This window comes from Parendozoicomonas sp. Alg238-R29 (assembly GCF_947331445.1).
Lineage (GTDB): Bacteria > Pseudomonadota > Gammaproteobacteria > Pseudomonadales > Endozoicomonadaceae > Sansalvadorimonas.
In genome coordinates this window covers 1-24071 of the sequence record NZ_CAMZOG010000042.1, presented here as the reverse complement: position 1 = coordinate 24071, position 24071 = coordinate 1, and the positions used below count along the sequence as shown (strand labels likewise).

Here is a 24071-nt window from a genome sequence, read left to right as displayed (position 1 = left end):
ACGGCCAGAACCAGTATCACCACAAGGTTTACAGAAGGCTGTTTAAATCGGCTTAAGAGGATCTTCTCCATAGTAAGCCCGGCGCAGAATTTCCTTGATTTCGGTAATCAGCGGGTAGCGGGGATTCGCAGGAGTACACTGATCATCAAAGGCAGCTTCAGCAAGAGCATCCAGATGAGTCAGGAATTGATCTTCCGGTACGCCAGCTTCCTTCAATGACGAAGGAATCCCCACATCCCGTTTGAGCTCTTCGATAGCGGTAATCAGGTTCAGAACCTTGGCTTCATTATCTTTACCTCCCAGCTTTAAATGGTCAGCCACAGACGCATATCGGCACTTGGCAATCGGGCGGTCATACTGTGGGAAGGCGGCCTGTTTGGTGGGGTTGTCTGTGGCGTTGTAACGAATCACATAGCTGATGAGTAACGCATTCGCGAGACCGTGGGCCAGCTTGAATTCACTGCCGATCTTATGAGCCATGGAATGGCAAATACCGAGGAAGGCATTTGCAAACGCCATTCCGGCAATGGTGGCAGCATTGTGCATTTGCTCACGGGCTTTAGGATTACAGGAACCTTCTTGGCAAGCAGGCCGCAACCATTCAAAAATCATAGATGTGGCTTGCAGGCAGTGACCATCGGTGTAAGGTGTTGCCAGCACAGATACATAAGCTTCCAGAGCATGGGTCAATGCATCAATACCGCCCCAGGAGGTGAGTGTTCGCGGCATTTGCATAACCAGGTCGGCATCAACAATGGCAATGTCTGGCGTCAGCTCATAATCCGCCAGTGGGTATTTCACACCGGTCCTTTCATCAGTCACCACAGCAAAAGGTGTGACTTCAGAGCCAGTTCCCGAGGTGGTTGGGATAGCCACAAACTTCGCTTTTTCCCCCAGTTTCGGGAAGTGATAAATACGCTTGCGAATGTCCATAAATCGCAGCGCCAGCTCTTCAAAGCGTACGTCTGGGTGCTCGTACATTACCCACATGATTTTGGCAGCGTCCATGGGGGAACCGCCACCAAAGGCAATAATGACATCGGGCTGGAAGTCGTTCATCATGGCTGTGCCTTCAGCTACAACGCCCAAGGTTGGGTCGGCTTCGACCCCTGAGAATACTCTCACGGCAATACCATGTTGGCGCAGAATGCCGGTTACCTGACTGGCCATGCCACTGCTGGCGAGGAAGCCATCGGTGATAATGGCGGCACGCTTGCAGCCATTCAAATCTTCAAGGGCAACCGGCAGGCAGCCACGGTTAAAGTACACAGATTCTGGCAACTTGTGCCACAGCATGTTTTCGCGCTTCATGGCCACAGTCTTGACATTGATCAGGTGTTTTACACCAACGTTTTCACTGATGGAGTTACCGCCCCAGGAGCCACAACCCAGAGTCAGGGATGGGGCCAGCTTAAAGTTGTACAGGTCACCAATCGCCCCTTGAGATGCAGGCATGTTCACCAGAATACGGGCGGTCTTCATGGCCTGGCCATATTCTTCCAGACGTTTGGTTTCCCGATCCTGATCTGTATACAGCACTGATGTATGACCAATGCCGCCAAGGGTAACCAGCTCGGCCGCTATCCGGGTAGCATCGGTAAAATCTTTGGCTTTATACATGGCCAGAGTGGGGGAGAGCTTTTCGTGGGCGAACGGCTCCTTCTCTGAAGAGTCAGATACCTCGGCAATTAACACTTTGGTTTCCGCTGGTACTTTAATACCGGCAAGTTCAGCAATTTTGACGGCAGACTGACCAACAATGGCAGAGTTCAAGATGCCACCCTTCAGTAACACTTTGCCCACTTTGTTAGCGTCTGCTTTTTTCATGACTAAACCGCCATGATTAAGGAAACGCTCGCGGACTTTTTTATAAACACTCTCGACAACAATGACTGATTGCTCAGAAGCGCATACAACTCCATTGTCGAATGTCTTACTCATAAGTATTGAGCTGGCGGCCTGCTTAATATCAGCTGTTTCATCAATAACAACAGGAGTATTACCGGCTCCGACGCCAATGGCCGGCGTACCAGAAGAATAAGCCGCCCGAACCATCCCCGGGCCGCCGGTAGCAAGAATCAGGCTGATTGACGGGTGTTGCATAAGTTGGCTGGAAAGATCAACGGTTGGTTGTTCAATCCAATCGATCACGTTGGGAGGAGCGCCAGCGGCTGCGGCTGCATCACGAACAATGCGTGCAGCGGTACAAGTGCTGTTTCGTGCTCTTGGATGCGGAGAAAAAATAATAGCGTTGCGGGTTTTCAAAGCCAGGAGTGCTTTGAATATCGCGGTACTGGTTGGATTTGTTGTGGGCACTATGCCTGCAATAACGCCAATTGGTTCGGCCACTTTAATAATGCCGAAGGTGGGGTCTTCTTCCAGAATGCCACAGGTTTTGTCGTCGCGATATTTGTTATAAATGTATTCCGAAGCAAAATGGTTTTTAATGACCTTGTCTTCAATAATCCCCATCCCTGTTTCTTCCGCTGCCTGTTTGGCCAGGCTAACTCTGGCATCGGCGGCAGCCAGAGCGGCACTTCGGAAAATTGCGTCAACTTGTTCCTGAGAAAAGCTGGCGTATTGTTGCTGTGCTTCCTTTACACGGGCAATAGTTTGTTCAAGTTGCTGACTGTCGTCTGCTTTCATTTTAACGCCTCCCTGAAAGGGCGAAAAAGAATCCACGGAGAGGAGGTCACAGAATAGTCGAGAGAGGGTTATTTCGATGTGGCTCTATAGTTCAATTTTTTGCTCTATGTGGCGCAGTAGAACATATCGAGTCATTGCCAAGCAGATTTTTCATACGCTTCTATACTGACCGCGCTTTTGCTTCTGCCTTTAAGGAATAAGCATGATTAAACGGGGTTTTGCGGTATTTACATTTGCTCTTCTGTCCACCTTTGTTGCCAAGATTCAGGCATCATGGCTGGTGGGTGTAGGTAAAAGTGATATTACTGGCCCAGCTGTAGACATCGGACTTTTGGGATACGGAGAATCTTCCCAGGTTGCCAGAGGCATCCATGACCGAATGTGGGCCAGGGCATTTGTGGTGGCAGAACCCGTTACCCAGAAGCGGGTGGTTATTGTTGTACTGAATGCGGCGATGGTTTTTGGGGATGTCACCAGAGAAGTGATTCGTCGCCTCCAGCTTCAGTTTGGCCCACTTTATCAGGATGGAAACATGCTGATACTGGCGGATCACAGTCACAGCGCTAATGGAGGTCAGGGCGGTCATTTATTATTCAGTCTGGCTGTTCATGGTTTTTTTCCAGATGCTTTTGAGGCCATGGTTAGCGGAATTGTTGATTCAATTGTTCAGGCTCATAAAAGTCTGGCCCCCGGAAGAGTTTTGATAAACCAGGGAGAGCTGTATAACGCTAGCGCGAACCGTTCTTTGAAAGCATTTTTGCGTAATCCCGAATCAGCGACCATGAAATCCATTGACCCGGAAATGGTAGTGATGAAGTTTGAGCGGGATACAAAACCTGTCGGTATGCTGGGCTGGTTTGCGACACATGGTGTTTCCTTTCCCAAAAATAATCTGCTGATATCTGGTGATAACAAAGGCTACGCTGCTGCATTGATGGAGAAAGAAATGGGTAACGGTTTTGTTGCCGCATTTCCCCAAACTAACGCTGGAGATATGACCCCTAATGTTTTTATTGATGGTACCGGGCCGGGGTCAACGCCGGAGGAAAGTGCGCGCATTATCGGGCGCATGCAGTTTCAGAAAGGACAACAGCTACTTCATGAGGCCACCCGTGAAATAACCGGAGCGATTGAATGGCAGCATGAATATGTGGATTTCTCCCAGCAAACCGTTTCTGAACAATTAACCCACTTACCCCGGCCTGTTGATACATGTCCTGCGACCGCGGGTTATGGCTTTGCCGCGGGAACGAGAGATGGGCGACCCCAACCCTGGGAGTTTTTCTTTAAAGAGGGGTACAAGGAGCCTTATTTCCCCTGGACCACCATTAGTGATTTCTTAACAGGGCTGACTCCGGAAATAGCTGAGTGTAATTATCCCAAGGTATCTCTGTTGGCTTTGGGGGCTCCCCATGATTTTCATTATATAAACTGGGCAATCAGTCATGTCTTGAGGTGGAATGTGCCTTTGGAGATCAGCAATTACAGCTGGACGCCACAGGTTTTACCTGTATCTTTGGTTCAGCTGGGTGATGTGGGGCTGCTTGGCGTTCCCGCAGAGTTTACCCGGATTGCCGGGCACCGTTTGAAGAAGACGGTTGAAGCCGCAGCGGGAGAAAGGTTTAAAAAGTTGATTCTGGCGGGTTATGCCAATGATTACAGCCTGTATGTGGCAACACCGGAAGAGTATCAAGAGCAGCTGTACGAGGGTGGAGCCACATTGTTTGGACCATGGACCTTACCAGCCTATCAGCAGGTATTCAGTCGCTTATCAGAAAATCTGATTCACCCGGGTAGTTTGCCAAAATCAGAGGCTATACCAGACAACCTGAATCAGTATTACCAGAATGTTGAAGTGCCGCCTGTCACTTGCGCAGGATATGAGGAGTATGGCCGCCTTTTATCATCAACTCCTCAGGTGGCGTGGACCGGACAAGTCGTTAAAGCCTGTTTTACCTCGACCCATCCACGCCTCGCCGTACGTCGCTTGGACACATTTCTTACCGTTGAAAAGCTGGGAGAAAATAATCAGTGGCACAGGATTGCAACGGACGATGACTGGGATACGCGTTTTTACTGGTATGCGGATTACGCTGGCGCATCGTCTGGAGAAGCTTGCGTAGAGTGGCATATTCCTTACGACACTTCGAACGGTGTGTATCGCCTTGGGCATCAGGGTATCTGGCGAAGCCCTCAGGGAGGAACAGCCACTTATCATGGATATTCCCGAGGTTTTGCGGTTGTGCAGGAAAGCCAGCGCGGTACGATGTTGATACTTACCAGAAAAATATTGTCTGGCCGGTGACTGAAGGCGATTGGCAATGAGTGCTTTACGGCTCTGCCACTGCGAAGTGAAGTCACAGCGTAAGGCTCTATAGGTTTTCACGGTATACTCCGTTTTTTATCTACGGGGTAAAACTGTTGAAACGCAATCGTTGCGCAAGATGTGAACGGCCTGTTTCTGTGTGTCTGTGCCCGGGACTTCATGCTTTTCCTGCTCCTGTTGATCTTGTTTTGCTGCAAACTCCAAGAGAACAGAAGCATGCGCTGAATACGGGGCGCATCGTGAAGCTGGGGGTGCAGAATTGCAGGATTATTGTTGGCGAGAACTTTTCTGAGCATTCTGAGTTGAATGCTCTTCTCGATGTGGCAGAAGGGCGAACATGGCTTCTTTATCCTGGCGAACAGGAGTTGTTGCCTCAAGAGATTATGCGCGGGGAAAGGCAACAAACTGAACACGAGCGACCTGTGGTTATTGTACTCGATGCGACTTGGCGAAAATCCCGTAAAATGTTGCACCTCTGCCCGCGGCTTGGGGAATTACCCAAAGTGGTTTTACCAGAAGACAGTGTATCCCGTTACCGTATTCGAAAGGTTCCCGGAGATGGCTTTATTTCCACCGTAGAAGCAACGGTGGCTTTGTTAGAGGAGATAGGGCATCCGCCGAATTCCTGTCAGCAGATGCTTGATACATTTGATCGTATGATCCAGTTCCAGATTGATGCTATGGGAAAGCAGGTCTGGGAGGCTAATTACAGTTCTTAGCAGTTTTTAGCCTTCTGGCAGGGAGAAAGAACTTTTCGACCATTTCTGTCTGGATAGGCAGATTCTGTCGGTTGCTATGTATACACAAAGTTCCAGAGTCTTTTCATCGGCCAGAGGTTTGAGACGGGCGCTGTAGGTTTTACCGGAATCGGGGTCCAGTACCTGACCGTACCAAGCATCTTTTGTTGCGTGTTTACTCAGGTCTTCAAGAAAAATCATACCAATAATAGGTTGATTTTGGCGCTCACCGCTGCAGCTTGAGCATACAGCGCCCTGGTCTTGAGGGCGGTGGAGAATAACGGCTTTTCCTTCTCGTTTCCCGGAATCGGCAAGTGGGTAAATATGCATGGTTGTATCCAGTGTGCCCTGGTCATCCGGCATATCCCAAAGTCCGTCTATGGAGGCTGCCATGCTTGAAGGTGCAGCCAATATCAGCAGGGAATACAAAAAGCCAAACAGGGTAAAACGCTGAAACAGTGATCTGTAGTTCATGATTTCTCCCGAATAGTCTCTTCTGGATAAGGTGGAAAATAGTGAATTTCCCTGTAAAAATCCGGGAAAGTGTAGACCTCTCCTTGTGAAAATGCGCAAGGCCATCTATATCCACTGCCGCAGAATTTTTTTGAGTGGGGAGGTGGCCGTCATGGCTGACTTGCGGGGGATCTGCTTTGCTATTGCGAGTGTTGTTGCTATTGCGAGTGTTGTTGCTGGCGGCGTGTTGACCAGTCAGGAAAGTCTGGCCAACGGCATTTCAGTGGACGAAATGACCGTGCGCAGATTGGGGGATGCTTTTTCTGGTGGTGCGGCAGAAACCTCTGATGCCAGCGCGGTGTGGTACAACCCTGCAGCTATCACCCGGCTGCAAGGCAGAGAAGTGACCGGTGGTTTAATAGCCATACCTCACGAAACCCGTTTTGATGGCCGCGTTTATTATGTCGAAGATGGCGATCCAGTATCGGAACATAATAAAACCTGGACGGGAACAGAAGTGATTCCAAATTTTTACAGCGCACTCCCTATAGCTGATCGCTGGTGGCTTGGTGTTGGTGTTAACTCTCCCTGGGGCACGGGTACAGAATTCGATAAAACCTGGATTGGGCGTTATCAGTCGATTAAAAGTGAATTGCTTACTGTGAATCTACTGACAGTTGTCGGCTGGCAGGTTACAGATCAACTCTCTCTTGGGGCTGGGCTGGTCACTGAATATGCAAATGGCAAGATTGAGCGAGCGATTCCCGCCACCGATCAGGATGGCCGTTTTAAAAGTGATGGAGATGATACCAGTTTTGGTTTTACCTTTGGCCTTCTCTATAAGCCTTTGCCTGACTGGCAGTTTGGCTTGAATTACCGCAGTGTTATCAAACATACCCTTGAAGGCAAAATGGAAGTGAGGTTGCCGGAAGAAGTTGCTGCCATGGCTGGTGTCTCTTTTGAACGAACGGGCGGACGTCTCAAACTGGATATTCCTGAGACATTTTCTATCAGTGCCATTCACGATTTAACTCCTGGCTGGAGTATTAAGGCTGACGCAACCTGGATCCGCTGGAGCCGATTCGATGATCTGGTTTTTGAACCTAAAACAACCAGTGGTAAGTTGATTAAAGAGTCAGAAGTTCAAGTAATGGATTGGCATGATACCTGGCGTTTTGCTCTGGGTACGGAGTACAGATTAAACCCTCGCTGGACAGTGCGCGCCGGAGTGGCCTACGACGATTCTCCTACACCGAACCATACGGCAACCGTTGATTTTGCAGTGGGAGACTACAAAGCTGTATCTATAGGTGCCACATGGGAGTGGAGTAAAGGTTTAGAGGTTGATATGGCACTGCAGCATACATGGACAACCCGTCGTACGATTCATGAAGATGTCAAAGACCCGTTTAGTTCTGAGGAAGACAAGAAAATAGCTATCAAAGCGGGTGGTGAAGCTACCAATCGCATTAACAGCATTGGTGTGGGTTTACGCTGGCGGTTTTAACGGTTTTTCTGCTCCTATCCTGACCTCGTGTTAACATGGTTCGGCGGAGCAGAAGATGAGGTCGGCGGGATGGAAGTACAGAACAGGATTCAGCAGAAATTGGAGCAGGCATTCAAGCCGGATCACCTGCAGATAGATAACGAAAGCCACATGCATAATGTGCCAGCTGATTCGGAATCACATTTTAAGGTTGTGATTGTTAGCAACACATTTGCAGGGCAAATGCCTGTTAAGCGTCATCAGCAGGTTTACCAGGTGCTTGCAGAAGAACTGCAAAGTGGTGTTCATGCTCTGGCACTGCATACTTACATTCCTCAGGAGTGGGAAGTGGTTAACAGGCAGTCGCCAGACAGTCCAAATTGTCTTGGTGGCAGTAAAGCCGGGTAAACCAGCTTCGTTTAAAAGATTTTGAATCACCCTGAAAGCCTGGATGTAAATATCTGGGCTTTTCTTTTTTGTAAATATGCTCCCTGTACCTTGATATGTATCAGGTAAACAGAAAATAGTCAGAGCAAAGCCCTTAATTGGTCGTTGAGCCTGTAGAAAAACCCTAAGGCAATTTTATCATCGTGCGGAGAGCGCATGAAACAATGTTCGCAAGAGAAAAACAGTCTCAGAATTCCCGTAGAACCGTGATTTTCTGATTAATTTTTAATCAAAAATATAAACAATCAACTGTTAAACGTTTTTCTACAGCTTCGTTGAGCGCCGGGGGGGATTTTTACTCATCAGTCAGGGTAGGAACTGCTTTGAATCTTTATTCAGACGTGTTCCTCGGCCACCTGTGCTGAATCCTGATTGTAATTATAAATAGGGAGAGAGTATGGCTGCCGATGGAGCTCTGGAGAGATTTTTCCAGCTTAAAGCCAGTGGTACAGATGTTAAAACGGAGGTGATAGCAGGTTTCACCACGTTTATGACCATAGTGTATATCCTGATCGTCAACCCATTGATTCTGAAAGATGCCGGAATAGACTTCAGGGCTGTGTTCACAGCAACCACCATCTCCGCGATTATCGGTACACTCGTCATGGCTCTCTGGGCCAAATTACCATTTGCTCTGGCTCCCTGAATGGGACTGAATGCCTTCTTTGCCTACGGTATGGTTCTGGGCATGGGATATTCCTGGCAGATGGCACTGACCGCTGCATTCCAGGAAGGTTTCAGTGGTGTCGTACATTGTTGGTGTTCTCTGCTTGGCTAAGATTGTTATGTGATTTTTGAGAGGATGCCGATAAAAAGAAAGCCCCGGTGCATGGCATCGGGGCTTTCTTTTTACCGACTAGCTTTTATCGACTGGTTTTTATCGACTGGTTTTCATCGACTGGTTTTCATCGACTGGTTTTCATCGAGTTGTATGAAGTCCGCATTCACGATTGCCAAGAACTTTGGTTGGATCAAAGTAATCTTCTTCAATCGGCAGATCGTTTTCTACCAGATATTCTTCCAAGTCCAGTTCTGTCCAATAAAACAGCGGGGCAACCCGTAACAGGCCATCTTGAGTTTCTGTCAGGATATCCAAATTCTGTCGGAATGCTGTCTGCTCCTGACGAATCGCTGTAAGCCATACATCCGGTGCATATTCCTTCATCGCCCTGTTAAAGGGTTCCAGTTTGACCTCCTGGGTAAATGCATCGTGCTCCGGTGTATCAACCTCAGGAATTCCGCCATGGACAGCTTCGCGATAAGCCCGGCTGTATTTCGGGTGGTAAACGTAAATGTTCAGTTTCAGTGAGCGGATCAGCTGCTGGGCAAACTTATAGGTTGCAGCTGTGCCATAACCGGAATCAATCCAGATAACAGGGATATCCGGCTTCTGCTGCACGGCAAGGTGCAGAATAGCCGCCTCATGGGGGCCAAAATTTGTGGTGATAACCGGGTTTTTCGCATCCGCCAGAACGGCTTGGATAATGTCTTCCGGCGATTTGCCTTTTAAGCTGGCGCTCTGTTCCTGAAGGGACTGTGTCATTGTATTTCGTTGTTATTCGTCGTTCTGGAGTGTCGCTCACTATAAAAGTCTGTACTGGCGGAGTCTACGAATAAGAGCTTCTATTAATAGTGCGATTTGGCATATGGATGTGTTCTAATCGGATTAGGGGCCACTGGGCTGAACATAAAGTATTAATAGCCTCTAAACGTCTTTGGACGTATGAAAATAACAATAGATCAGGGATGCTTTTTTGAGCTTTTTACACACGTATAACTGGCAACGTATTCGCCAGATTGTTCTTGGTTTTAAAAAAGAGTTGGTCGTTGCCAACTGTGTCGCCGTTTTAGCCACACTGGCCAGTGTACCAACACCTTTATTGCTGCCTCTGCTTGTTGATGAAGTTTTGCTGGATCAGCCCGGCCTGGTAGTGAACTCTCTGTCACCGCTTCTGCCACAGCAGTGGTTGACCCCCGTTTTTTATATTGCTCTGTTATTGTTAGCCAGTATCACCCTGAGAATTCTGGCACTGGTTTTCAATGTCTGGCAGTCCCGCCAGTTTACGGTGATCTCCAAGGAAGTAACCTACAGAATTCGCGCCAGCCTGCTTAAAAAGCTTGAGCGGATTTCCATGAAAGAATACGAAACTCTGGGAACTGGCTCTGTCTCCGCCCGCCTGGTGACCGACTTAAATACTATCGACCAGTTTATTGGTTCAACCGTTAGCCGACTGTTGGTGGCATTTCTAACATTGGTGGGCACTGCTGCCATTCTTTTGTGGATGCACTGGCAGCTGGCATTGTTGATTCTAATACTCAATCCAATAGTGATTTATTTCACGGCGAAGCTGGGTAAGCAGATCAAGAATCTGAAACAGCAGGAAAACAAAGCCATTGATGTTTTTCAACAGGCATTAACGGAAACTTTTGATGGCATTCAGGAGCTTCGGGCAGCCAATCGGGAAAAGCATTATCTGGCCCGATTAATGGATCGCGCCCGTAATGTTCGTGACAGTGGCACAGAGTTTTCCTGGCGTAATGATGCCTCGAACCGTTTGAGCTTTATGCTGTTTGTTGTAGGAGTGGATGTGTTCCGGGCTGCGGCTATGATGGCAGTTGTCATGTCTGATCTCAGTATTGGCCAGATGTTCGCGGTGTTTGGTTATCTCTGGTTTATGCTCACTCCGGTTAATGAACTGCTGGAAATGCAGTATGGGCTTTACGCTGCCAATGCTGCGTTAGGTCGTGTGAATACTCTGCTGGAATTGGATGAGGATGTGCGTACATCCTCAGGCGTGAATCCTTTTACAGGTAAAACCACGGTCCCTGTGGACGTGTGTGACTTGCACTTTTCTTACGGTGAATCGCCGGTTTTAAAAGGTGTTTCTTTGTCCGTTGCCACTGGAGAGAAAATCGCCCTGGTGGGAGCCAGTGGTGGAGGGAAATCGACACTGGTGAAAGTGCTTCTTGGCCTGGCAAGCCCTGAACGTGGTGATGTGCGTTATGGTGGAGTGTCTATTGAGCAGTCTGGTGTCGACAATGTTCGGGAAAATGTTTCTATCGTGCTTCAGCACCCGGCGCTGTTTGATACTTCGGTTCGGGAGAACTTAACCCTGGGCAGGGAGGTTGATGACTCGGCACTTTGGCAGGCTCTGAAAGTCGCTCAACTGGAAGACTATATTCAGCAGCTTGATCTGGGATTGGATACTCGTGTTGGAAATAATGGTGTGCGTTTGTCCGGTGGTCAACGACAGCGTTTGGCTATTGCCCGCATGATTGTCAGTAACCCTAAAGTTGTGATTCTGGATGAAGCGACGTCTGCGCTGGATGCGGATACTGAGTTTCGTGTGCACCAGGCGTTGGAAGGTTTTCTGGCTCACCGAACATCCATTATCATTGCTCACCGCCTCAGTGCAGTAAAGCAGGCCAACCGCGCTTATGTTTTTGAAGATGGTGTGATCAGTGAGGTGGGCAGCCACGAACAGTTGATAATGAAGAAGGGTTTGTATGCCCGTTTGTATGGTGATCTTCAAAGTCATAAAAGAACGGCTTAACCTGACTTTGGTTTCTTCATTTTCTTTAACTCTGTACAGATAAAGAAAGGTGTTTCCCGAACGGTTTTTATTGGCCAGCAATTCATCTGGTGTTTAATCACGGGCTTCTTGTTTTGAATATAAACGCCCAGGTCAATGGGCTGCTCGCCACCAAAAGGGGCAGCGATATTGTAGGTATTCAGAACCTGGTCAATCTTGATGCCAATGGTGGCGAAGTTACGGTGGCTCTGGTTATAGGGCCGCTGACTTTTTATTGTTGAGCTCACTGTGGAAATCAATTCAGAGAGCGCGCTTGGGCTCATAGAGTTACGGTAAGCATTCTCTTTGAGATCGTTGGCTATATGGAGCATATGGCCAAGGGCTTTATCAATATGTCCCCGCAATGATGACCAATCTATGGATGTTAGATATTGATCCATCAGTTCGAGGGTATTGATGAATTCACTCAGAAAAGCCAGAGCTTCCAGAGCGGATTCATAAGGGGTATCCAGCGCTTGACCAGTTTCCATAGTTGCCATGGCGTTACTGGCGTATTCCGCTACCAGCCAGGCATACTGTTGAGTTTGGGCAATGGCAAGAGTATCTGTCGCTAAGAGCAGTGTCTGGTTTTCCAGAGCAAAAATCAGAATATCTTCCCGGCTCTGCAGAAGGCTCTCCTGTACCGGGCGCATCATGGCCGGGTATTTCGGGAGGGTGTTTCTTCGGTAAGCCAGTCGTTCAATAAACTGTTTACGGGAACCAATATCCGGTGGCGTCTGGTAAAGATGTTCTGTCGCATCTCCCAGAAAATCCCGCTCTGTTCGAAACATGACCGGAATTGGGTCAGAATGTGCGGCAGAGACCGTTATAATCATCACTGAAGGGATAATCACCCGTGAAAAAATGCCCATAGTTGATGCCATTCTGAGTTGTCGATTGCTTTTAAAGACCAGATGAAAGGCGAGTTAGTTCAGGGATTTCTGTAATGATTTATCTCTGTTCAGGTTACAGAAAGAAGCAGTTTTTATGGATGGGGAAAGAGTATGGCAGAGGAAGACTACAAGGCACCGGTGATAACTATCACCTATTGCACGGGTTGTAACTGGTTACTCAGGGCCGGGTGGATGGCTCAGGAACTGTTACAGACCTTTTCTACGGACCTGGGAGAAGTTCGGCTTGTTCCTGGTTCTGGCGGTGTGTTTCAGGTAACGGTTAATGGTGACCAGATCTGGGAGCGAAAAACCGATGGTGGTTTTCCTGATGCCCGTGAGTTGAAACGCAGAGTTCGTGACCGTATCGACCCAGAACGTTCACTGGGTCATATAGATCGGAATTAGATCTGGTCTTCAGAATCTAGCGCGGCTTGTTCTCGCCTGTCCCAGGTTCTTTCTACGCCCAGCCAGATTTCTTGCGTCGTGGTTGCAGCATTGGGGCAATAAAGCCCAGCAACAGACCTATCAGAATAGTTCCGGCGCCATACAGATACCATTGCTGCTCAGACGAATCAGCCAGTTGCTGGTTGGTGCTTTGCAGGGTTTGCAGTTCATTCATTAACTGCTCGTTTGCTAACACTAACTCCCTGTTACGCTTATCGAGGTCAAGGCTTTTGGCGGAAATGGCTTTGATACGAGCCAGTTCTTCCTGCAGGTTAGTGGCGGTACGCTCACTGGCAGTCAGGGATGTGCTGGCTTCTTTCAGGGAAGATTCACTCTCTTTAAGCTTTTGGCTCAGGGTGGCTGTTTGTTTCTTCAGGCGGGCAGTTTCATCCTGAGCTGTTTTCAACAGATTTGCTGCAGGAGTGTTAAAGATAATGTATTGGCCGGGAATATAGCCTTCCTGACCACTTGGCGTTGTGACCTTGTAATAGCCTTCTACAGGCTCTTTTTCTACCAGGTTTAGAGCCGTTCCGGTTTTCAGAGCGCGGTTTACAATCCGAAAACCACTACCTGGGCCAGCACGTAGTGGAACATAAAGCGTGTCAGAGATATAAACCGTTTCTGCCGCAGAAATGGAAGGCAGAGTTAAAATAAACATTAATAGAGGGATAAGGCGTTTCAAGTCCGGTCTCCGTTATAAATAAGGAAATGCAGCACACCTGTGCGGCGGCTGCATTTTCTGAATCTTGTTTGTGATGAAATTCTTAACACACATCTACGGGGACTACAAAAAATGCCGCTGGCCGCTGAATGTGTGATGGATTTATTCCGGCTTGTCGCTGTGGGCAGGCTGGCCATCCTGTAAATAACGATTCAGGAACATGAACTGGATAATGACGAAGGCAAAGGTAAGAATCAGGTTGCCAAACACCTTGAAGTCTATCCAGAAGTCTCCTGATACCATAAAGGCCGCAAACCAGTTTGCTGCACCCAGCAGGGTAAAGAAGACAACCCAGCTTAAATTTACTTTGTACCATACCTCCTGAGGGAGTTTCATGGCGTGGGACAGCATGCGCTCAATCAGCGGCTTGCTACCAATAAACTGGCTACCCAGAAAGGCTAGGGCAAACACCCAGTTTACGATGGGAGCCTTCCATTTAAGAAAGGTTTCATCTCGGAACAAAACGGTCATGGTGCCCAAAATCATCACCGCGGCAAGAGTGAATATCTGCCCTTTTTCCAGAGACTTCTGCTTATACCAAAGCAAACTGTAAACAATCACAGAGGTGGCAATCAGAATAGCTGTGGCATTGATGATACCGCCCAGCTCAAAGATTTGGCCGAAGGCGGATACTTCCCGTGGATCCATTTTGGCCACAATGAAGAAAATAATCAGGGGCAGAAAATCGATAAATTGTTTCATGCAAAAATCTGGTTAATCGGCGACAATCGCCAATATCTCCTTCAAAATTCGTGCCTCTAGTGTAAAGCCACTTCCGGCCGGGATAAAGAACAGACATGTCACAAAAAGTAGATTTCCACTGCCACAGCACCGCCTCTGATGGAGTCTTATCCCCAGCGCAGTTACTGGAGCGGGCGATTTGCGCGGGCGTGGATTGTCTGGCGCTGACCGATCATGACACCGTTGCCGGTACCCGCTGGTTGGTGGAAAAAGGGGTGCCAGAATCTATTCAACTGATTTCCGGTTGTGAATTATCGACTGTATGGGGTACCCGGGAAATTCATATTGTGGCTCTGGGGTTTGAGCTGGATAACCCGGATGTTCAGGATTTTCTGACGTCCCAGGGCAGGGCTCGCTGGCAGCGTTGTGAGCGCATAGCCGATAAGGTGTCCAGACGATTGCAAGATTACACCGAGGAGCAATGTTTGGAAGGCGCTTTGGAGCAGGCTCGTTTGGCCCAGCGGTCAACCGATGAAAGCTTTACTTTGCCGGACTCTGAAATTCAGGTTGGGCGCCCCCATTTTGCCAGTTGGATGGTGCAGGAAGGCATTACGGCAGATCGTAATACCGCGTTTGATAAATACTTGAGTGCCAAGCGTATCGGTAATGCCAAACAGTTCTGGCCCCATATGGCGGATGCTGTTCAGGCTGTTCTCAGCTGGGGGGCGGTTCCGGTACTGGCCCATCCCGGTCGCTACCGAATGACTGGCATGAAACTTCAGGAAGTGATTCGTGCTTTTTCTGCAGCTGGTGGGCAGGCTATGGAAGTGTTGGGTTGTCAGCAGCCTCGCGGTGAGCGGGAAACCATGGCCAGATATTGTGAAAAGTTTGATCTGCATGCCTCTATGGGCAGCGACTTTCATGGTCCATGGAATGATTACGTTGAGCTTGGCCGTCTTGGTCCCTTACCGGAAACCTGTCGTTCAGTAACGGAGTTGCTGGAAAGAGACTAACTCCCGTTATCTTGCATAATTAAAATTCTCTCATAAGCTCACTGTTCCGCTATTCCTGTGAGTGTTAGGGTCGTGTCCGAGAATTATTCGTCGAATAAGCCAGTTTCGTTTGTACTCTGGCGATGGGCTCTCTTTCTGGTGATGGTACTGGGTTTTACAGTCCTGGGTGTGCTGACAGTGAAAGTGCACCATGACGCCCCGCCGATCCCGGAACAGGTTGTAACCCCAACGGGCATGATTCTTTTTACCGGTCGGGATATTACCGCTGGGCAGCAGGTATTTCTCAAATACGGTTTGATGGATAACGGCACCATCTGGGGTCATGGTGGTTATCTTGGGCCTGATTTTTCTGCCCAATATCTTCATAGTCTTGCTGACACTACTCAGCGTTTCATGGCCCGGGAAGAGTTTGGCAAACCTGTTGCGCAGCTTGATCCGGGAGAAAAGGTTCTGATTGATGCTTCTGTTGTCTCAATCCTGAAGGAAAACAGATACGACAGTACGACTCAAACCTTATATTTAAGTGATCCGGAGGTTGAGTCTTTCGAAACCCAGGTACTCTGGTGGGAACAGTATTTTTCTCACCCGAGTAATAACGGTGGCCTGCCTGCAAATTATATTCAGAGTCCGGAAGAGTTACGGGAGCTGGTGGCCTTTTTTTCATGGACAGCATGGGCGTCGGTCACCAACCGACCCGGCGAGAGTTATTCCTACACCAACAATTTTCCCTACGACCCTTCCGTTGGCAATCTTCCAACCGGCCCAACTTTGTTATGGAGCGCTATCAGTCTGGTGTTTCTTCTGGGAGGCATTGGCGTTGTTCTGCTGGCATTTGGCAAGTTTGATTATTTGGGTTGGGGTGATACTGGCAACCATTCTGTCCCTACCTTGATACCGGGAGAAGTGACTGCAGGGCAGCGGGCGGTACTTAAATATTTTGCAGTCGTTGGGCTACTGTTTCTGGTGCAAACCATAGTGGGCGGGGCAACAGCTCACTATCGTGCCGATCCGGGCAGTTTTTATGGCGTGGATATTTCTTCCTGGATGCCCAGCAATATTCTGCGTACTTGGCATTTGCAGTTGGCAATATTCTGGATCGCCACGGCTTATGTCGCTGGCGCCCTTTTTCTGGCTCCCATACTCGGTGGGCGAGATCCGGGCAAGCAGGTGTTTGGCATTCATCTTCTTTTCTGGGCATTAGTGGTTGTAGTGGCAGGAAGCTTGATTGGTGAGTGGGCTGGTTCTCTACAGTTGTTGCCTGATCTCTGGTTCTGGGTTGGCCATCAAGGCTGGGAATACCTGGAGCTGGGCAGGTTCTGGCAAATACTACTGGCAGTAGGTTTGTTGTTCTGGTTTTTTCTTGTACTCAGAGCGGTTGCGCCTTCGTTTAAAAGTGCTGATCAGAAGGAAATGAGTTACCTGTTTATTCTTTCTGCGTTAGCTATTCCGGTTTTCTATCTGCCCGCCATGTTTTTTAACGGGGAGACTCATTTTTCCATCGTTGATACCTGGCGCTTTTGGATTATCCATTTGTGGGTTGAAGGTTTCTTTGAGTTGTTTGTGACTGTGCTGGTGGCCGTTATTTTGCACAGGTTGGGAGTCGTTCGCAGGGAAACGGCTACTCGGGTGATTTATCTTGATGCCATTCTTTATTTTGGTGGTGGACTCATCGGAACCGGGCACCACTGGTATTTCACCGGTCATACCAATATGAATATGGCCTTTAGTGCAGTGTTCTCTGCTTTGGAAGTTGTTCCCCTTACCTTGATTACTCTGGATGCCTGGGACTTTGTAAAGCTGACTCGCAGCCGTAACAACGATGGCGAGGGCTTGTCTATTCCCCATAAATGGACTTTTTATTTTTTAATGGCAGTCGGTTTCTGGAATTTCACAGGTGCAGGTGTTTTCGGTTTTTTAATCAACCTGCCCATTGTCAGCTATTACGAAATAGGTACCCAGCTGACCCCTAATCATGGTCATGCGGCGATGATGGGTGTATTCGGAATGCTGGCGTTAGGCTTGATGGTTTTCTGCCTGCGGCAGGTGGCTTCTGACGCAGCGTGGCAAAGGTTGGAGAAATATATCCGGGTTTCATTCTGGGGACTAAATATTGGTTTGGCCTGCATGTTGTTTTTCAGCCTGTTTCCTGGTGGCGTTATGCAACTGCTGGATGTACTTGAAAATGGCTACTGGCATGCCCGGAGTCTGGAGTACACCGGTCAGGCAATGCCAAGACTTTATGAATGGTTGCGCTTGCCCGGCGATGTGATTTTTATTGTTTTCGGTGTGCTGCCCATTACGATTGCAGGGTGCATTGGGTATCTGAGCTTGAGAAAAGGCAGTTCAGGAAAGCACATATGACAGCTGCCTAAGAGCTGTAATCTGTTTGTCAGGAAGCCTTCTTCTGATGTTGTAACTGGCTTATACTTCAGTCGCTTCCGGGAGCTCTCCCGGTTTCTCCAAGGAATACCCTGTGAGCCAGTTTTTTCAGATCCATCCTGAGAATCCTCAGGCACGTCTTATCCGGCAGGCTGTCACCATACTCGAAAAGGGTGGAGTTATCGCCTATCCCACAGATTCTGCCTATGCTCTCGGATGCAGGATCGGTGATAAAAAGGCAGTGGAACGTATACGCCAGATTCGCCGTTTGGATGAACGCCATAACATGACTCTGGTATGCAGGGATTTATCGGAGCTGGCAACCTACGCCAAAGTTGGTAACTCAGATTATCGTTTGCTCAAAACCGCCACCCCTGGCGCCTATACCTTTATTCTTCCCGCAACTTCGCAGGTGCCAAGACTGGTGATGCACCCCAAGCGTCGTACAATTGGTATCCGTGTGCCTGAGCATAATATTGTCAGTGCGTTACTGGCCGATTTAGGCGGGCCGTTGTTGAGCACAACACTGCAAATGCCTGAAGAGGAATTTCCCTTTACTGATCCTTACGATATCAGGGCATCCCTTGAACACCATCTTGATCTGGTTATTGATGGTGGCTTCTGTGGTATGGAGGCGACAACTGTTGTTAGTCTGGTGGATGAGATTCCTGAAATCTGGCGGGAAGGAAAAGGAAATCCGGAAATCTTTCGCTGATTTCCGGATTTTTCAGAATTAGAAGAAACGCCAACTTTCGTGTGTGGGAACGGTTACGCGGCCAGAGCCGAACATATCATCCTCATCATCACTACTTTCCGCCTGCTCATATTTCTCAGGGCTTAAATAACCCGGAGTGCTATGTTGACGAGTGCTGTGCCGACGAGTGCGATTATAATCCACTTCAATGTATTCAAACACGGTTTGGCGCATTTGTTCACGATTGACCATCGGTTCATAGAGCACTGCTTCTATCATTCAGTGAATGGAAGAAGCTTTCCTCACAGGCGTTGACCCAACAATCGCCCTTGCGGCTCATGCTTTGCAACAGGCTATGCTCTTTCAGCAAACTCCTGAATGCATCAGAGCAATATTGGCTGCCGCGGTGGCATTTTCAGCAGCCAAAGCGGATTCACGCTCACTGACGTTCTTCTTGCGCTTAGCAGCAGATCGCTATGTGTAAAGTTGGGATTCTTGTAGACCCAGTGCTCTGGCTGCAGAAGGTACACTGGTTTTTTCTGCCAGCTTTATGGCCTCAGCCTTGAACTCAGGAGAATGGAGTTTACGCTTTTTCTTGGTTGTCATTGGTTACCTCACAGAGTGATTTTACTCTCTTAGGGAGGTGTCCATAACTACTGCTTCAGATCAATAGTTTGCGTAGCCATAAAGTTTCCCAAGATTCATGAGCATTGTTTCCTGAGACAACTGAATTCACGGTTTCTACTAAGGAGCCTAACGTCTTCGTTGGCTCTGTTAATAAATGCGTCGGGGTGTTACCTGTAACAATCCTGCTATTCATCAGTGGGTGAATCGGTATAATTTCAGAATCGAAATTTATTGCAGGAGCTAATCCTTGAACGCAGCAGACCCTCAATCGCGGGTTCTGTCCGGCATGCGCCCCACAGGGCAACTGCATCTGGGCCATTATCACGGTGTACTTAAGAACTGGCTGACTCTCCAGCATGAGTACGAATGCTTTTTCTTCGTGGCAGACTGGCATGCACTCACCACCCATTACGACGAAACCTCCCTGATTCAGGAGCATGCCCTGGATATGGTAATTGATTGGCTGGCGGTGGGCATTAACCCCGGTCAGGCAACATTGTTTGTCCAGTCCCGGGTGCCTGAACATGCAGAGCTGCATTTGCTGTTATCTATGATGACACCTCAGTCATGGTTGGAGCGTGTACCTACTTACAAGGATCAACAGGAAAAACTGAAAGAACGGGACCTGGCCACCTACGGTTTTCTGGGATATCCACTTCTGCAGAGTGCCGATATTCTTGCCTACCGGGCTGGGCTGGTACCAGTAGCAGCCGATCAGGAAGCCCACCTGGAAATCACCCGGGAAGTGGCAAGACGCTTCAATCACATCTATGGTCGTGAGCCCGGTTTTGAACAGAATGCAGAGCAGGCCATCAATAAGATGGGGCGTAAGCAGGCCAAACTCTATCGGAGCTTGCGTAAATCTTACCAGGAGGCGGGTGATCTGGAAGCGCTGGAAACTGCCCGGGCATTGCTCCGGGAACAGCAAAATATTACGCTGGGTGATCAGGAGCGTTTACAGGGTTACCTGGAAGGTACCGGTAAGGTGATTTTGCCTGAACCATTGGCTTTACTGGCTCCACAGGAAAAACTACTGGGGCTGGATGGGCAGAAGATGTCCAAGTCCCGCGGCAATGATATTGCCCTGCGGGATGATACCGACACGATTGCTAACAAAATTAAACGCATGCCCACGGATCCGGCTCGTATTCGCCGGACTGACCCAGGAGAGCCGGAAAAGTGCCCGGTGTGGAGTTTTCATAAGGTTTACTCTGATGAGAAGCAGCAGGCGTGGGTGTGTGATGGGTGTCGTACAGCTTCTATCGGTTGTCTGGAGTGTAAAGCTCCGGTGATCGAAGCTATTGAAGAGGAGATTGCACCTATCCGCTTGCGAGCTGAAGAGCTGCAGGCCAATCCGGATGAAGTGAGCAATATTTTGGCAGAAGGTTGTGAGCGCGCTGGTGATGAAGCCGGAGAAACCCTGAGAGAAGTCAGGGAAGCTATGGGGCTTGGCTGGCGTTGATTCGAACAAGAAGAATAAGACGGGGCAGAATGGGAAAGGAAAACCAGGATGAAGCTGTCATTTCGGAAGCCGGTACTGCGATAGATTCTCTAGGCAGCAAAGTTGTTGGAGAAATTTCTTCTGCGGATGTTGTTGTTGTTGAAAACGGCGGGCAGGAGCAGCTGCCGCTGGCGATAGTGGCCGGGCAGCCCCTCAGCAAATTACCGGATGATCTTTATATTCCACCAGATGCGCTGGAAGTATTCCTTGATGCGTTTGAAGGTCCGCTCGACCTGCTGTTGTATCTGATCAAACGCAACAATATGGATATTCTCGATATTAAAGTTGCCCAGATTACCAAACAATACATGGAGTATGTGGAGCTGATGGAAGCGTCACAGTTTGAGCTGGCAGCAGAATATCTGGTGATGGCGGCCACGCTCGCGGAAATTAAATCCCGTTTGCTGTTGCCGCGACAAACAGAGGCCGAAGAGGAAGAGGAAGATCCTCGTGCTGAGTTGATAAGACGACTGCAGGAATATGAACGTTTCAAACAGGCGGCAGAAGATATTGATGCTATGCCGAGGAGTGGGCGTGAAATTCATAAGGTAAAGATTGACCCACCGGTTCTGGAACGGGGTACAGTTCATCCGGATATTGATCTTCGCGAGGTGCTGGTTGCTCTCAGTGAAGTAATGAAACGTGCAGAAATGTTTGAAGAACACCATGTTCAGGCAGAGGCGCTATCGACTCGTGAACGAATGACAATTGTGCTGGAGAAACTCCGGGGCGATAACTTTGTTCCGTTTGTAACTCTGTTTACTATCGAAGAAGGTCGGTTAGGTGTTGTTGTTACCTTTCTGGCTGTTATGGAATTGATTAAGGAATCACTGGTTGAGCTGGTACAGACTGAATCCTATGGCCCCATTCACGTAAAGGCACGCGCAGAATGAGCGAACAGGAAAGCAGCAATCTTGAAGAGCAGCTAGAAGAGCAGTTGGAAGAACAGCTTGAAGAGCAGCTGGAGGATCCTATTGAGGAACAACCGGATGAATCTGAAGACGGCGATATTGAAGAAGATGCCGTTGAAGAGCGTGCGGCACCATTTTTAGGTGAAGCACCAGTTATTCCGGTAATTGAAGCAGCCCTGATGGCTGCCGGTAAACCTTTGGCTCTGGAGCAGCTGGCTGGACTTTTTGACGAGAATGTTCGTCCGGACAAGCCTACCCTCAAGCAGGCAATGGCTGATCTTGCCGAGCAGTGTGAAGGCCGGGGTTTTGAATTGAAAGAAGTGGCCAGCGGCTGGCGTTTTCAGGTGCGGCAGGAACTGGCGCCATGGGTTGGTCGTTTGTGGGATGAAAAGCCCCAGCGTTATACCCGTGCACTGCTGGAAACACTGGCGCTGATCGCTTACCGGCAGCCTATAACCCGTGGTGAGATCGAAGATATTCGTGGTGTGAGTGTCAGTACCAATATCATTCGAACTCTGCAGGAGAGAGAATGGGTGCGTATTGTTGGTCACCGAGATGTTCCTGGTCGTCCGGCAATGTATGCCACCACACGACAGTTTCTGGATTATTTTAATCTACAGAATCTGGATGAACTGCCACCGCTCTCCGAATTGCGAGATCTGGATGCCATGGCAGAGAAGCTGGAGAACGGTGCTCAACCTGAACTGTTAACAGAAGACGGTGAACCGGTTGCTGAAAATACAGATGCAGAAGCTACCGGAGAAGGTGCTGCTAAAGAACAGGACAGTGCAGCACTGGTATCGGTAGAAGCGGCTCAGGCCTTCCAGGAAGAAGGAGACGAGAATATCGAGAAACTCTTCTCCGAACTGGATGAGATGGAAGGGGATCTGACGCTCACGTACAAGGATTACGACCCTCTTGAGCACCAGATACCTGAACAGCCAAAGGATAAAGGTCAATCTCAAGAAGCCCCCGTGCTTGAGGAACGGCAACCTCAGGAGCCACAAATAGCAGATGTGTCGGAACAGGAAGGCGAGGCTGAAGAGGAAAAAAAAGTAGCTGTTTCTATAGAAACAACCTATGAGTATTCCCCTCGCTTTGACGACAGTGATGACGAAGATGAACCTGCAGATGATATCTCCAGTATTATGGATGAAATCACTTCAGAGCAGGACGATGAATATCCGGACGATGAGTAGTTCTACCGGATAGTGTAAGATCCCGCTGGGCTGGTTCTGGCCCAGATGCTGTTTGTATGGCAATGGTTGTTCCAAACTATTCAATACCGGCAGCTTTCACCGTTTGGGAAAACCGTGATCCCCTTAGAGATTAAGTAGTATGACAAATATTGAAACACCTGCTGTTGTTGGAACAGCTGAAGCAACTGCAGAAACTGCCAAGCCTGAAGCGCCTTCCGGTGAGCGTCTGCAAAAAGCTCTTGCCCGTCAGGGTTTGGGTTCCCGTCGCCAGATTGAGTCCTGGATTACTGAAGGTCGCATCCATGTTAATGGAGAAAAGGCGACTCTTGGCGTGCGTGTTCAGGCAGGTGACCAGGTAGCACTGGATGGTCGTGCTGTTCATATGAAAGAGCAAGGCAACCGTCGTGTGATTGCCTACAACAAGCCGGAAGGTGAAGTGTGCACCCGGACTGACCCGGAAGGTCGCCCAACAGTGTTTGACCGCCTGCCAAAGATTGCCGGTGAACGCTGGATTGCTATTGGCCGTCTGGATATCAACACTTCCGGTTTGCTGTTGTTCACCACTGATGGTGAACTGGCTAACCGTTTGATGCACCCGTCTCACCAGATTGAGCGTGAATACGCGGTGCGTGTTTTTGGTGAAGTTACTGAGCAGAAAGTGAAAAACCTGTTTGAAGGCGTAGAGCTGGAAGATGGTCCTGCCCGCTTCACTGATATCGTAGATAGTGCCAACGAAGGTATTAACCGCTGGTTCCACGTCTGTATTCTGGAAGGCCGTAACCGTGAGGTTCGTCGTCTGTGGGAATCTCAGGATCTGAGCGTTAGCCGCTTGAAGCGTGTACGTTACGGCAGCACCATTATTCCTGATCACCTGCGTCAGGGGCGTTGGGTTGAGCTGGAACAGGCTGATGTTGATGCCCTGGCTGATCTGGTTGAGCTCCCCCATGTAGCTGCGGGTCCCAGAACCCGCGAAGATCGTCAGCGTACTGAACGCCAGCAGCGTAAACGTCAAAATGTTAAACCTGGTGGCCGCCGTGGTGTTCGCCCAGTCGGTGCCCGCCGCACACGGTAATTTTGAATGACATTGAAAGAAGGTCAGATTTCTGAAAAGAAGTCTGGCCTTTTTTATTTGTGGGAATAAGTGGTCACTGCAGTGGTATCAGAGGTGCCTGTTGATGATTCTAATTCAGCAGGAATTCAAGAAGACTATGAAAACCTTATCGCATTTGAGCTGAAATGGGCTGCAAGGCTCTGTTCACAATACATGTTGGTGCATGAACTATACTTCTGAGCACCGGTTTCTGTCGTGTAATTGGAACCATCGTCATGCAGCAAACACAA

General features: G+C 48.9%; 20 protein-coding genes and 2 pseudogenes. 14 read left to right on the top strand and 8 right to left on the bottom strand.

What is annotated here, in order from left to right:
- Positions 1-42: 42 nt before the first annotated feature.
- Positions 43-2682, bottom strand: coding sequence for a bifunctional acetaldehyde-CoA/alcohol dehydrogenase (adhE, locus tag QMA35_RS11895; protein WP_281647369.1), 2640 nt, complete (start codon positions 2680-2682; stop codon positions 43-45).
- 166 nt (positions 2683-2848) lie between these two features.
- Between adhE and QMA35_RS11890 the strand changes: the two genes are divergently transcribed.
- Together QMA35_RS11890 and QMA35_RS11885 are read left to right on the top strand one after the other, a co-directional pair.
- Positions 2849-4951, top strand: coding sequence for a neutral/alkaline non-lysosomal ceramidase N-terminal domain-containing protein (locus QMA35_RS11890; RefSeq protein ID WP_281647368.1), 2103 nt, complete (start codon positions 2849-2851; stop codon positions 4949-4951).
- Positions 4952-5067: 116 nt separating this feature from the next.
- Positions 5068-5691 (top strand): DTW domain-containing protein, encoded by a 624-nt coding sequence (locus tag QMA35_RS11885; protein WP_281647367.1) that lies wholly within the window; start codon positions 5068-5070, stop codon positions 5689-5691.
- Positions 5692-5697: 6 nt separating this feature from the next.
- Here the strand turns inward: QMA35_RS11885 and QMA35_RS11880 are convergent, their stop codons facing one another.
- Positions 5698-6183, bottom strand: coding sequence for a DUF2147 domain-containing protein (locus tag QMA35_RS11880; protein ID WP_281647366.1), 486 nt, complete (start codon positions 6181-6183; stop codon positions 5698-5700).
- Positions 6184-6334: 151 nt separating this feature from the next.
- Here QMA35_RS11880 and QMA35_RS11875 point away from each other — a divergent pair, with 151 nt between their 5' ends.
- From QMA35_RS11875 to QMA35_RS11865, 3 genes and pseudogenes are all read left to right on the top strand, one after another.
- A complete protein-coding gene (locus QMA35_RS11875) occupies positions 6335-7669 on the top strand; it encodes an outer membrane protein transport protein (protein ID WP_281647365.1) in 1335 nt (444 codons plus the stop codon).
- A gap of 69 nt (positions 7670-7738) precedes the next feature.
- Positions 7739-8056 (top strand): BolA/IbaG family iron-sulfur metabolism protein, encoded by a 318-nt coding sequence (locus QMA35_RS11870; protein WP_281647364.1) that lies wholly within the window; start codon positions 7739-7741, stop codon positions 8054-8056.
- A 436-nt stretch (positions 8057-8492) separates the two neighbouring features.
- Positions 8493-8843: pseudogene (locus QMA35_RS11865) on the top strand (solute carrier family 23 protein); the annotation flags it as partial.
- A 171-nt stretch (positions 8844-9014) separates the two neighbouring features.
- Here QMA35_RS11865 and QMA35_RS11860 read toward each other — a convergent pair.
- Positions 9015-9638 carry a phosphoadenosine phosphosulfate reductase family protein gene (locus QMA35_RS11860; protein WP_281647363.1) on the bottom strand — a complete coding sequence of 208 codons (624 nt, stop codon included), beginning with the start codon at positions 9636-9638 and terminating at the stop codon, positions 9015-9017.
- 211 nt (positions 9639-9849) lie between these two features.
- Between QMA35_RS11860 and QMA35_RS11855 the strand changes: the two genes are divergently transcribed.
- Positions 9850-11649: an ABC transporter ATP-binding protein gene (locus tag QMA35_RS11855; RefSeq protein WP_281647362.1), complete on the top strand. Its 1800-nt coding sequence runs from the start codon at positions 9850-9852 to the stop codon at positions 11647-11649.
- Here the strand turns inward: QMA35_RS11855 and QMA35_RS11850 are convergent.
- Positions 11646-12551 (bottom strand): hypothetical protein, encoded by a 906-nt coding sequence (locus QMA35_RS11850; RefSeq protein WP_281647361.1) that lies wholly within the window; start codon positions 12549-12551, stop codon positions 11646-11648. The genes QMA35_RS11855 and QMA35_RS11850 overlap by 4 nt on opposite strands.
- Before the next feature lie 120 nt (positions 12552-12671).
- Between QMA35_RS11850 and QMA35_RS11845 the strand changes: the two genes are divergently transcribed.
- Entirely contained in the window at positions 12672-12965 is a 294-nt protein-coding gene (locus QMA35_RS11845; protein ID WP_281647360.1) for a SelT/SelW/SelH family protein, read from the top strand.
- A 52-nt stretch (positions 12966-13017) separates the two neighbouring features.
- Here the strand turns inward: QMA35_RS11845 and QMA35_RS11840 are convergent, their stop codons facing one another.
- Positions 13018-13686 carry a TIGR04211 family SH3 domain-containing protein gene (locus tag QMA35_RS11840; protein ID WP_281647359.1) on the bottom strand — a complete coding sequence of 223 codons (669 nt, stop codon included), beginning with the start codon at positions 13684-13686 and terminating at the stop codon, positions 13018-13020.
- A 141-nt stretch (positions 13687-13827) separates the two neighbouring features.
- Positions 13828-14427, bottom strand: a complete 600-nt coding sequence (locus QMA35_RS11835) for an inner membrane-spanning protein YciB (RefSeq protein WP_281647358.1) — start codon at positions 14425-14427, stop codon at positions 13828-13830.
- 95 nt (positions 14428-14522) lie between these two features.
- On the opposite strand from QMA35_RS11835, the gene QMA35_RS11830 reads away from it, so the two are divergent.
- From QMA35_RS11830 to QMA35_RS11820, 3 genes are all read left to right on the top strand, one after another.
- Positions 14523-15419, top strand: coding sequence for a PHP domain-containing protein (locus QMA35_RS11830; RefSeq protein WP_281647357.1), 897 nt, complete (start codon positions 14523-14525; stop codon positions 15417-15419).
- 72 nt (positions 15420-15491) lie between these two features.
- Complete coding sequence (locus QMA35_RS11825; protein ID WP_281647356.1) at positions 15492-17780, top strand: nitric-oxide reductase large subunit; 2289 nt, start codon at positions 15492-15494, stop codon at positions 17778-17780.
- A 112-nt stretch (positions 17781-17892) separates the two neighbouring features.
- Positions 17893-18513, top strand: coding sequence for an L-threonylcarbamoyladenylate synthase (locus tag QMA35_RS11820; RefSeq protein WP_281647355.1), 621 nt, complete (start codon positions 17893-17895; stop codon positions 18511-18513).
- A gap of 153 nt (positions 18514-18666) precedes the next feature.
- Here QMA35_RS11820 and QMA35_RS11815 read toward each other — a convergent pair.
- Together QMA35_RS11815 and QMA35_RS11810 are read right to left on the bottom strand one after the other, a co-directional pair.
- Positions 18667-18898, bottom strand: a pseudogene (locus QMA35_RS11815) (IS3 family transposase); the annotation flags it as partial.
- 68 nt (positions 18899-18966) lie between these two features.
- Positions 18967-19098 carry a transposase gene (locus QMA35_RS11810; protein ID WP_281647354.1) on the bottom strand — a complete coding sequence of 44 codons (132 nt, stop codon included), beginning with the start codon at positions 19096-19098 and terminating at the stop codon, positions 18967-18969.
- 268 nt (positions 19099-19366) lie between these two features.
- On the opposite strand from QMA35_RS11810, the gene QMA35_RS11805 reads away from it, so the two are divergent.
- From QMA35_RS11805 to rluB, 4 genes are all read left to right on the top strand, one after another.
- Positions 19367-20581 carry a tryptophan--tRNA ligase gene (locus tag QMA35_RS11805; RefSeq protein ID WP_281647353.1) on the top strand — a complete coding sequence of 405 codons (1215 nt, stop codon included), beginning with the start codon at positions 19367-19369 and terminating at the stop codon, positions 20579-20581.
- Positions 20582-20610: 29 nt separating this feature from the next.
- Positions 20611-21513: a ScpA family protein gene (locus tag QMA35_RS11800; protein WP_348650940.1), complete on the top strand. Its 903-nt coding sequence runs from the start codon at positions 20611-20613 to the stop codon at positions 21511-21513.
- Positions 21510-22730: an SMC-Scp complex subunit ScpB gene (scpB, locus tag QMA35_RS11795; protein WP_281647352.1), complete on the top strand. Its 1221-nt coding sequence runs from the start codon at positions 21510-21512 to the stop codon at positions 22728-22730. Before QMA35_RS11800 ends, scpB begins: the two co-directional genes overlap by 4 nt.
- Before the next feature lie 139 nt (positions 22731-22869).
- On the top strand, positions 22870-23802 hold the full coding sequence (gene rluB, locus QMA35_RS11790) for a 23S rRNA pseudouridine(2605) synthase RluB (protein ID WP_281647351.1): 933 nt from the start codon (positions 22870-22872) through the stop codon (positions 23800-23802).
- Positions 23803-24071 lie beyond the last annotated feature (269 nt).

Excerpts from the sequence above, each read along its gene's own strand:
- QMA35_RS11850 (WP_281647361.1), bottom strand. The coding sequence starts at position 12,551 with ATGGCATCAACTATGGGCATTTTTTCACGGGTGATTATCCCTTCAGTG.
- QMA35_RS11860 (WP_281647363.1), bottom strand. The coding sequence starts at position 9,638 with ATGACACAGTCCCTTCAGGAACAGAGCGCCAGCTTAAAAGGCAAATCG.
- QMA35_RS11870 (WP_281647364.1), top strand. The coding sequence starts at position 7,739 with ATGGAAGTACAGAACAGGATTCAGCAGAAATTGGAGCAGGCATTCAAG.
- QMA35_RS11830 (WP_281647357.1), top strand. The coding sequence starts at position 14,523 with ATGTCACAAAAAGTAGATTTCCACTGCCACAGCACCGCCTCTGATGGA.
- QMA35_RS11890 (WP_281647368.1), top strand. The coding sequence starts at position 2,849 with ATGATTAAACGGGGTTTTGCGGTATTTACATTTGCTCTTCTGTCCACC.
- QMA35_RS11810 (WP_281647354.1), bottom strand. The coding sequence starts at position 19,098 with ATGACAACCAAGAAAAAGCGTAAACTCCATTCTCCTGAGTTCAAGGCT.
- QMA35_RS11880 (WP_281647366.1), bottom strand. The coding sequence starts at position 6,183 with ATGAACTACAGATCACTGTTTCAGCGTTTTACCCTGTTTGGCTTTTTG.
- rluB (WP_281647351.1), top strand. The coding sequence starts at position 22,870 with ATGACAAATATTGAAACACCTGCTGTTGTTGGAACAGCTGAAGCAACT.
- QMA35_RS11835 (WP_281647358.1), bottom strand. The coding sequence starts at position 14,427 with ATGAAACAATTTATCGATTTTCTGCCCCTGATTATTTTCTTCATTGTG.
- QMA35_RS11845 (WP_281647360.1), top strand. The coding sequence starts at position 12,672 with ATGGCAGAGGAAGACTACAAGGCACCGGTGATAACTATCACCTATTGC.
- QMA35_RS11875 (WP_281647365.1), top strand. The coding sequence starts at position 6,335 with ATGGCTGACTTGCGGGGGATCTGCTTTGCTATTGCGAGTGTTGTTGCT.
- scpB (WP_281647352.1), top strand. The coding sequence starts at position 21,510 with ATGAGCGAACAGGAAAGCAGCAATCTTGAAGAGCAGCTAGAAGAGCAG.
- QMA35_RS11800 (WP_348650940.1), top strand. The coding sequence starts at position 20,611 with ATGGGAAAGGAAAACCAGGATGAAGCTGTCATTTCGGAAGCCGGTACT.